The organism is Aquisalimonas sp. APHAB1-3 (genome assembly GCF_048323695.1).
In the GTDB taxonomy this organism is placed as follows: Bacteria; Pseudomonadota; Gammaproteobacteria; order Nitrococcales; family Aquisalimonadaceae; genus Aquisalimonas.
In genome coordinates, this window is record NZ_JBLWFT010000024.1 from 1 (window position 1) to 7,554 (window position 7,554).

At 62.0% G+C, this 7,554-nt stretch carries 6 protein-coding genes and 1 pseudogene; 4 read left to right on the plus strand and 3 right to left on the minus strand.

Annotated features, from left to right (window positions below):
- Positions 1 to 145 precede the first annotated feature (145 nt).
- Positions 146 to 466: pseudogene (locus tag ACNSTU_RS17380) on the plus strand (IS3 family transposase); the annotation flags it as partial.
- A gap of 1,542 nt (positions 467 to 2,008) precedes the next feature.
- A complete protein-coding gene (locus tag ACNSTU_RS17385; RefSeq protein ID WP_418212798.1) occupies positions 2,009 to 2,869 on the plus strand; it encodes a metallophosphoesterase family protein in 861 nt (286 codons plus the stop codon).
- Between the two features lie 190 nt (positions 2,870 to 3,059).
- Here the strand turns inward: ACNSTU_RS17385 and istB are convergent, their stop codons facing one another.
- Together istB and istA are read right to left on the minus strand one after the other, a co-directional pair.
- A complete protein-coding gene (istB, locus tag ACNSTU_RS17390; protein ID WP_418212799.1) occupies positions 3,060 to 3,833 on the minus strand; it encodes an IS21-like element helper ATPase IstB in 774 nt (257 codons plus the stop codon).
- Positions 3,826 to 5,328: an IS21 family transposase gene (istA, locus tag ACNSTU_RS17395; RefSeq protein WP_418212800.1), complete on the minus strand. Its 1,503-nt coding sequence runs from the start codon at positions 5,326 to 5,328 to the stop codon at positions 3,826 to 3,828. The genes istB and istA overlap by 8 nt, the downstream gene beginning before the upstream one ends.
- A 162-nt stretch (positions 5,329 to 5,490) precedes the next feature.
- Here istA and ACNSTU_RS17400 point away from each other — a divergent pair, with 162 nt between their 5' ends.
- On the plus strand, positions 5,491 to 6,192 hold the full coding sequence (locus tag ACNSTU_RS17400) for a hypothetical protein (RefSeq protein ID WP_418212801.1): 702 nt from the start codon (positions 5,491 to 5,493) through the stop codon (positions 6,190 to 6,192).
- Between the two features lie 75 nt (positions 6,193 to 6,267).
- Here the strand turns inward: ACNSTU_RS17400 and ACNSTU_RS17405 are convergent, their stop codons facing one another.
- Positions 6,268 to 6,570 (minus strand): helix-turn-helix domain-containing protein, encoded by a 303-nt coding sequence (locus ACNSTU_RS17405; protein WP_418212802.1) that lies wholly within the window; start codon positions 6,568 to 6,570, stop codon positions 6,268 to 6,270.
- A gap of 411 nt (positions 6,571 to 6,981) precedes the next feature.
- On the opposite strand from ACNSTU_RS17405, the gene ACNSTU_RS17410 reads away from it, so the two are divergent.
- The gene (locus tag ACNSTU_RS17410) at positions 6,982 to 7,335 is read left to right on the plus strand and encodes a hypothetical protein (protein ID WP_290637076.1); all 354 of its coding nucleotides are present in this window, start codon (positions 6,982 to 6,984) and stop codon (positions 7,333 to 7,335) included.
- The last annotated feature ends 219 nt before the right edge of the window (positions 7,336 to 7,554 follow it).

Sequence of the window (7,554 nt, forward strand, 5' to 3'; positions counted from 1 at the left end):
AACGACATTGCGCGGCTGCTCAATCAGCGCCCCCGCAAAACGCTCGGCTGGAAAACACCCGAAGAGGCCATGAACGAAGAGCTTCATGCGTTCTCAAAATCCGTTGCACTTGATTCTTGAGTCCAAGCAGCGCCGGGGCGGTTGGTCCGTCATTCTGCATTCAGATCGCGGCAGTCAATTTCGCAGCGGCGATTACCAGCGGTTTCTCAACCGAAACACGCTGGTCTGTTCGATGAGTGCGGGCGGTCACTGCGGTGACAACGCAGCCTGCGAGGGCTTCTTCGGCATGCTGAAACGGGAGCGGACCAATCGGATGAAGTATCCGACGCTCGATGCCGCCAGAGCGGACGTGTTCAACTACATTGAGCGATTCCATAATCCGCGCATGCGCCGAAGAGTGGCCAGACAGGATCTGAAGTTTTCAGTGGACTTCCCCCGGCACCGTGGAAGCGGGGTAGAACCCTGAGTGAAGGGTGAGAGCGTGCCGTGCGATGCAAATCGAGTGATCCCCGGGGCTACAAGTCACCCCTGCAGAAAACTGCGAAACCGTACCGTTACCTATATGAAGCAAGAACCGTTACCTATATGAACGGCTGAAGCGTTACCTATATGAATTGCCCCGCCGGTTTGACGGCAGGAAATGAATACGGGCCATCCCGTCACAGAGGCCTCGAATGGCGTGACCAATTGTGTTGCCATCGAAGCACGGCCAGAACCACACCCCCTGCTCCCGCGATCCTGCTCCTCATGTAAACTTACTGCTTATTTCGCCGGCGCGAGCGAACGCCGCAGACCAGCTTCCGGGTTAGAGCGAGCGTGGCCGTGACCTGATTACTGAGCGCACTAACTTGCCGCCCGCCAAGCCGAGTCAGCGCCTGACCGCCTGGGCGGGCGGCAGCAAAGGAACCCCGGGTAAAGATGCGGCTAACGACCCGGTCTCGTGGTTTGATTGTTGCTTCAGTGCGAACACCGATGGTGCCACAATGGCGCCAAATTGGCGCCAGACTAGAGCCCATGTGGCGCCACAACGACACCAGAATGGCACTCGCTAAGCATGCCGGGACCTGATTGGAACCCCTCCTGTTCCGGAGCGAGTCAGAATTCACGTGGGCGGTGGACTCCCCGCGTCGGTCCCTGGCCACCGTCCTGCGAAGAGGGGCGCGAACCAGTCGGCGGCGTGGGCCTGAGCGGATCAATCCCGGGCTGGCACAAGGCTGGGGTTGCGTGACGCGGAGACGCAGGTGGGACACCAACCGCGACAAGGTCAACAGCCTGTGATACTGCCCCCCAACAGCACTAGGGCTATGCCTAGGCCTTCAGATCAACAACAAGGTGTCCGGTCGAAATGGGGGCTCCTTCACTCGGTGGTTCAAGTGTCTACGATGGTGTGGCGTATGCCGTAGACGAAGTGCGGGACCCGCCGCACCGCAGCGGCTTCGATCACTGACCGGACCACGCCGCACCTGCCTGTGGAGAACCAGAAAACCCGGGGGAGGGTCGCATGCCGGAATCGGCCCGAACAGGGTGATGGATCGCGAGAGTACCGAAGAAGGTGCCCGAATATACCGGGAAATACGGGACGCTCGGAATGAGCGGGAGCAGAACCAGTAAGCCCAGGCTTGTCGGGTCGATCAATACCAGGCGACAAGTGAAGGACTCATACCGAAGACCCGCGGGTCCCGCTCAGTACAGCCGAGTAGCACCGCTTGCTACCGACCATGAGGCGCGCTAACGTAGAAGAACATCAGCTAGACAGCCACCGCGGCGGATACAAATGACCAAACTCAAGCGCACAACCAGAACGGTGATCATACCCAGGAGGCTTTCCCCCTGAGGGCCCGGTGCGCGTACGTTTGAGCTGACAACGATCTCTACGACGAACCGGGCCACTGCCCGGTTTTTTCGTTATGGAGATCACCATATGTCACCCCCACCAGAACACCCTCTGTCACTCCCTTGCTACCGAATCGGATCTTCGCTCATGACAACGGGCGGCATGGAGACGTACATGATGAGCCAACAAGAAGACAACCAAGAACTGCCCTTGGAGCGCGCTCAGCAATCGCTGTTGATTGCCGGCGACCCGCACGGCACGTTCACCCCGCTGAATCAGGCCGCTTATGAGCGAAACCCCGAGCACATGATTGTCTTGGGGGACTTCGGGCTGGCGACCTCGTTCGAGGCGGCCCTGCACGCAGCGGTGACGACGACGAACGTAAGCTGGATTCACGGTAATCACGACGTGGACCAAGAGGCCGAGTACGACGCCCTTTTCGAGGGTAGCTACGCGGCAAACTCGCTCCATGGTCGGGTGAGCACGCTCTCCGGCATCCGCGTAGCGGGCCTCGGCGGACACTTTCAGGGAAGTGTCTGGCATCCGGACACCGGCGTGAAATGGGCGACGCGTGAGATGTTTGTCAAGCACATGGGCAAGGGAAACCGCTGGCGTGGCGGGCTGCCGCTGAAAAAGCGTGCCGCCATCTGGTGGGAGGATTACCAATCGCTATGGGATCAGCGTGCAGACGTGCTGGTGTCGCACGAGGCACCTGCCTGTCACCCGCACGGACACGCGGCCATTGATGAGCTGGCAGAGGCCATGGGCGCAAAGCTGATCATTCACGGCCACGTTCATTGTAGCTACACGTTCGACTACGCGGATCGAGACCTTCGGGTTATCGGCGTTGGAATTGCCGGGGTCAGTGATGCGTCCGGCGCGGTCATCGTCCCCGGAGAGCAGGACGAGCACCGCGGGGCGATTCTCCGGAGCGCGATGGAGCAGCGGGATGATTTACCGAACGGGACCCTAGTGGTCCAGGGCGGCACCCACCACCGCGCAGGCGGCATGCGGTGCTCGGCTTGCGCCCCATAAGATAATTGAAGAGGTCTTCCCGATGATTGCACAGCATCCGACAGTTACGGCAGACACGATCCGCGCACGTATCTCTCGCCAACTGGACCTGTCCAGACGGGATAACCTTGCCAGCCGGTATCCCATATCTAACGTCAACTATCCTGGCCGGTCGGCGACAGTTATTTTGGCCGGTTGGCGGTAGTTGTCGTTAGGCCGCCGAGGCGGTCTTCCCCTTCTTGCGTTGCTCGGTGTGTGCCCGCTTCCTGTAGCTCTCGCCGCTGAGCTCGACGACGTGTGCGTGATGGATCAGTCTGTCGATCGCTGCCACAGCCATCATGTCGTCCGGGAAGACGTTGTCCCAGGCGCTGAAGGGCTGGTTGGAGGTGATCAGCAGGCTACCGGCCTCGTAACGATGGGCGATGAGTTCGAACAGAACCGAGGTCTCGGCTTCGTTGCGTTTGACGTAGCCGATGTCATCGATGACCAACAAGCGGTATTTGTCGAGCTTCGACAGCGCATCCGACAGGCGCAGGGCCTGCTTTGCGGCTTGCAGCTCCTGGACGAGCGCTGAGGCAGCGTAGTAGCGCACGCGCAGACCCTGCTCGATAAGCGCGTGGCTGATCGCCGCCGCGAGATGGCTTTTGCCAACGCCTGAGGGGCCGAACAGCAGCAGGTTGCGGGCCTGATCGATCCAGCCGGTCTCACACGCGAGCGCGCTGAGCTGGTTGCGGTCGGCGCCGTTGATGGCCTGGAAGTCGAACGCCTCCAGGGTTTTGCCAGCCGGCAGGCGCGCTTCCTTCAAGTGGCGCTCCAGGCGCCGACGCTCGCGCTCGGCAAGCTCGTATTCACATAGCGTCGCCAGAGTCTCGGCGACACTCCAGCCGTGCGTGACGGCGCGCTCGGTGACCTCTTCGCAGCACCCGGCCATGGTGGGCAGCCGGAGCTGGCGCAGGAGCAAAGGAAGGGTTGCAGCATCAGCCATGGACGGCCTCCTTGAGCAGAGCATCGTAGTCAGCCAGCGCATGTTGGCGCGACTGGAGTCTTGGTAGGGGCGCGGATGGCCGCTGCGGGGAGAAGCGGGCTTGCAGTTCCACGAGGGTGGGACAGCGCCCGTGTTCCAGAGCGCCGTTCCAGTAGTCGCCGAGTTCGCGGGTGCAGTCGTGATCCGCTGCTAGCCTGAGGGCGCCCACCACGCGCTTGCACACGTCCTCCGTGCTCAGCAACGCAGTCAGACGCTGGTAGATGGTGCGCCAGTTGGCATCGGGCAGCAGGTCATCGCGGAAGGCCAGCCCTGCGAGGGCCCGGGGCTTGCGGACAAGCCAGGTAATGACATGCCGGTAGTCGATGCTGCGCCGCCGACCACCTCCCGGGACAGTGTGCACGCGGGCGAGCGTCAACAGCTCCTGTCCGCCGTGGTGGAGCACGAGGCGGTCGTCATAGGCATGGATGCGCAACCGCTCACCGATCAGGCGTGCCGGAACCGAATACAGCACACGGGAGTAGGTGAACGTGCTGGAGGTCGTCACCCGCACCAGCGCTTCGGTGTAGTCCACACCGCGGCGACAAGGTAACGGCGCCAACACGGCCCGCTCGGCCGCGATGCGCGAGGCGTTGCGGCGGTTGACGCTGGCGGCCACCTCCTCAATGAAGTCTCGATACGCCGCCAGGCTGTCGAAGTCCGTCGATCCGCGCAGCCGGAGCCGCTGCCGGATCCGACGCTTGAGATGACCATGCGGCGACTCGACGCTGCCGTTCTCGTGTCCGCGGCCCGGGTTGTTTCGGCTCGGCCGCATCCCATAGTGAGCGCACAGCGCCTGGTAGCGCTCCGTGATGTCCTGCTGGGCTTGTGCATCCAGGTTCTTGAACGCCGCTGACAGGCTGTCCGTGCGGTGCTCAACCGGCACACCGCCGAGATGCTCGAGCGCCTCGGCCAGGCTCTCGGCCAGCGCCGTGTAACTCTCGCCACCGAGGATGACTCGCACGTGGCACCAACCACTGTAGGCAAGACGAAAGTGGTGGAGCCGATGATCGAGCACCTGCCCGCGTACCGTCACCGTCACGTCCTTGAGCACCGTGAAGTCCGACAGCCCCCGCTGCCCCGGCTCATGGTGCTGCGGGAACATCACCTCCTTGTCCGGCCCGTGCCGGGCACGCCAGGCCTTGACCCGGCGTTGCAGAGTCCGCAGTAGGTGATCGGGGTACTTCTCCGGATAACGTCCCTGGAGCCACTCCAGCAGCGTCAATGCTTGCAGATCCGGTTTGTCGCTCAGTTCCTCGGCGACTTCATCCCAGACCTCGGCAAACGGATCCTGGCGCGTACGCCAATGCCGCGGCTTGCCGCCGCCAACCTGTTGACCGGCATCAATCCGCCGTGCCGTGCGCTCGGAAATGCCGGCCTTGGCCGCTGCAGCCGTCTGGGTCTTGCCGTCTGATCGTTGTGCCATGAAGACTCTGACCTGTTGCCTGGTGACCGCCATCCCAGCCCCTTGTGGGTCTCCCGGAAAAGCGGTCTAGCTTAGTGGCAACCGGCCAGAATAGTTGTCGCCGACCGGCCAGAGTGATTGTCGTCGGATAATCCCACCCAGTTCCCCGCCGGACCAGTAGGGTGGGTGCGAGGCTGGGCGGACGCGCTGGAGACAATGGCGGCGGAGGTCGACGAACTCTCCAGAGCAGCGCCCAACTCATTCTTCCGATGGCTTCAGATCAAAGAGAAGTTTGGTGGTCTGCGGGCCTACGCATCCCATGACGGGCTGCAGGGAGTCGAAGAGATTCTAAGGAGCGCCCACGCGAGGTCGGCAAGAACCTGCCAGGTCTGCGGCCAACCTGGTGAAATGCGACGCGTGGGGCCCATCATCATGACGGTCTGCATCCCGCATCTTCTCGACCATCTACAGGAGGAAGAACCGCACCTCGGACCAAGCGCGGCAGGTTGGCTTGAACGGCGCCAGCAATGCCTGGACGGAGCCATTCCAGCCGACCTGGAGGGCTCGGAACTCACCTGTCGTCGTGTCCTCAGCGCCATGGTCCACGAATTCGCCAGGCGTTCGCTTTGCACGCTCCATCCTATCGATCTCGACGACGTCCAGGCTCTCCGTCATCGCCCGGGCCTCTCCGACTACGTCTGGGGCATGGCAACGGTCAGCACGAGTGCATCCACGTCGGCGAAGTCCCTCGTTCTCGTGCTCACGGACGATACGCCAACGGAGGCACGCGACACCCTTGAGGACATTGCGCTGGAGCTGCACAGGCCGAACCATCATCTCTTGGAACACGAGATCCGGGATCCGGCAACGGCCTTTGATCCCCTGCTGTCTGCGCATATTGGCCGAGCAATGCTCTGAGCCGGGGATGCTGTGGCATCGTCAGGAGTGCCATCGTTGCGAACGCGGCCCGCAACCATGCGAACCCTCACGGCGCTAATCCCGTTCCTCACGGATCGCTCGGACCAAATCCATTGCGCGACCGCCGGCCGCCGCGTTCCCATCAGCACGGCCGCCATCATCGCTCATCGGCCCATGACATCGCTTCTGTCGGGCGATGTACGCCTCAAGGTCTTCCGGATCCACTCGCCGGCTTCTCCCCACCCGCACGCTCGGCAGGTCTCCTCGCTCGATCAGTCGTCGAAGCGTTCTCACCGAGACCCCGAGATGATCGGCCGCTCCCGGAACTGTCATCAAAGCTTGCATCGAGCTACTCCTGTCTATGTGGCCTGGGTCCATCGCCAATTCTCCGCGGGTTTTCCGGACAACCAATGTCAGGGTCGATAGCCCTCAGCGCACCGGCGGCCAAGCAAGGCTCGCCAAGAGGAGGAACTCCAGTCTTGCGACCGGCAGCAATAGTGGGGACACTACGGGGACAGTTGGGGCAGCTGGATGTCAGCATCTGGCCCATCGGGGCCAGTCAGGACACCGGGTAACCAACTGTTAAAATTGGGAAAAACCCATGTAATGGGTTTCATCATAGATCGGCCGGACACCCTTCACACGGCAGGGGTCGCTGGTTCAATCCCAGCCGCGCCCACCATTTAACATCAACGACTTACAAAAGTCGTTACCCCCAGATCTGACAGCGCCAAGGCATTTGCAGGCCATTTGCAGGCCGCCTTGGCCGGGGAGTTCCCGCCTCGAGGTGTGATCGAGGATCGCTTACGGGTTAAAGAGGCCAGCCTGCGCGACCGCCCGACCACCGAAATCACGCGCCTGGAAATCGTTGACTGGCGGGACTTGCGATTGCTGGAAGTGGCGCCAAACACCGTCCAGCGCGAGTTCAATTTCCTGCAACAGGTGTTTCTGCGGGCGGTTGACGAGTGGGGCCAGGAGCGCGGCGACAACCCGACGCGGGGTCTGAGGCCGATGCGGCTCCGGGACGAGCGCTCCCGGCGGCTCGCCCCCATCAAGCGGGACTACCTGCTCCGTCATCGGTCATTCAAAATCCCCAGATTTCGTCCGCACCTCCCAGGGGGGGTCAATTTACTTGGCCAGTGACAGCCCCCACCCCCTGACTGCAAGATGTTCGTCACCGGGCGCTTACATCGATATTACCGTCTTGCTTGATCAGATAGGCGATACGGTAGTGGCGTAAGCGCTCCACGAACCCCATCTGTTGAGCGGATTGTGGTTCCGGGACACTGAGCCTTCCAGATGCATGGGAGGCTTGGAGTATGTGGTTATCCCCAGTACGCGCCCGCTGGTTGGGCCATTTGT

Coding starts and splice junctions, on each gene's coding strand:
- ACNSTU_RS17385 (WP_418212798.1), top strand. CDS start 2,009: ATGATGAGCCAACAAGAAGACAACCAAGAACTGCCCTTGGAGCGCGCT.
- istB (WP_418212799.1), bottom strand. CDS start 3,833: ATGGCTGATGCTGCAACCCTTCCTTTGCTCCTGCGCCAGCTCCGGCTG.
- istA (WP_418212800.1), bottom strand. CDS start 5,328: ATGGCGGTCACCAGGCAACAGGTCAGAGTCTTCATGGCACAACGATCA.
- ACNSTU_RS17400 (WP_418212801.1), top strand. CDS start 5,491: ATGGCGGCGGAGGTCGACGAACTCTCCAGAGCAGCGCCCAACTCATTC.
- ACNSTU_RS17405 (WP_418212802.1), bottom strand. CDS start 6,570: ATGGACCCAGGCCACATAGACAGGAGTAGCTCGATGCAAGCTTTGATG.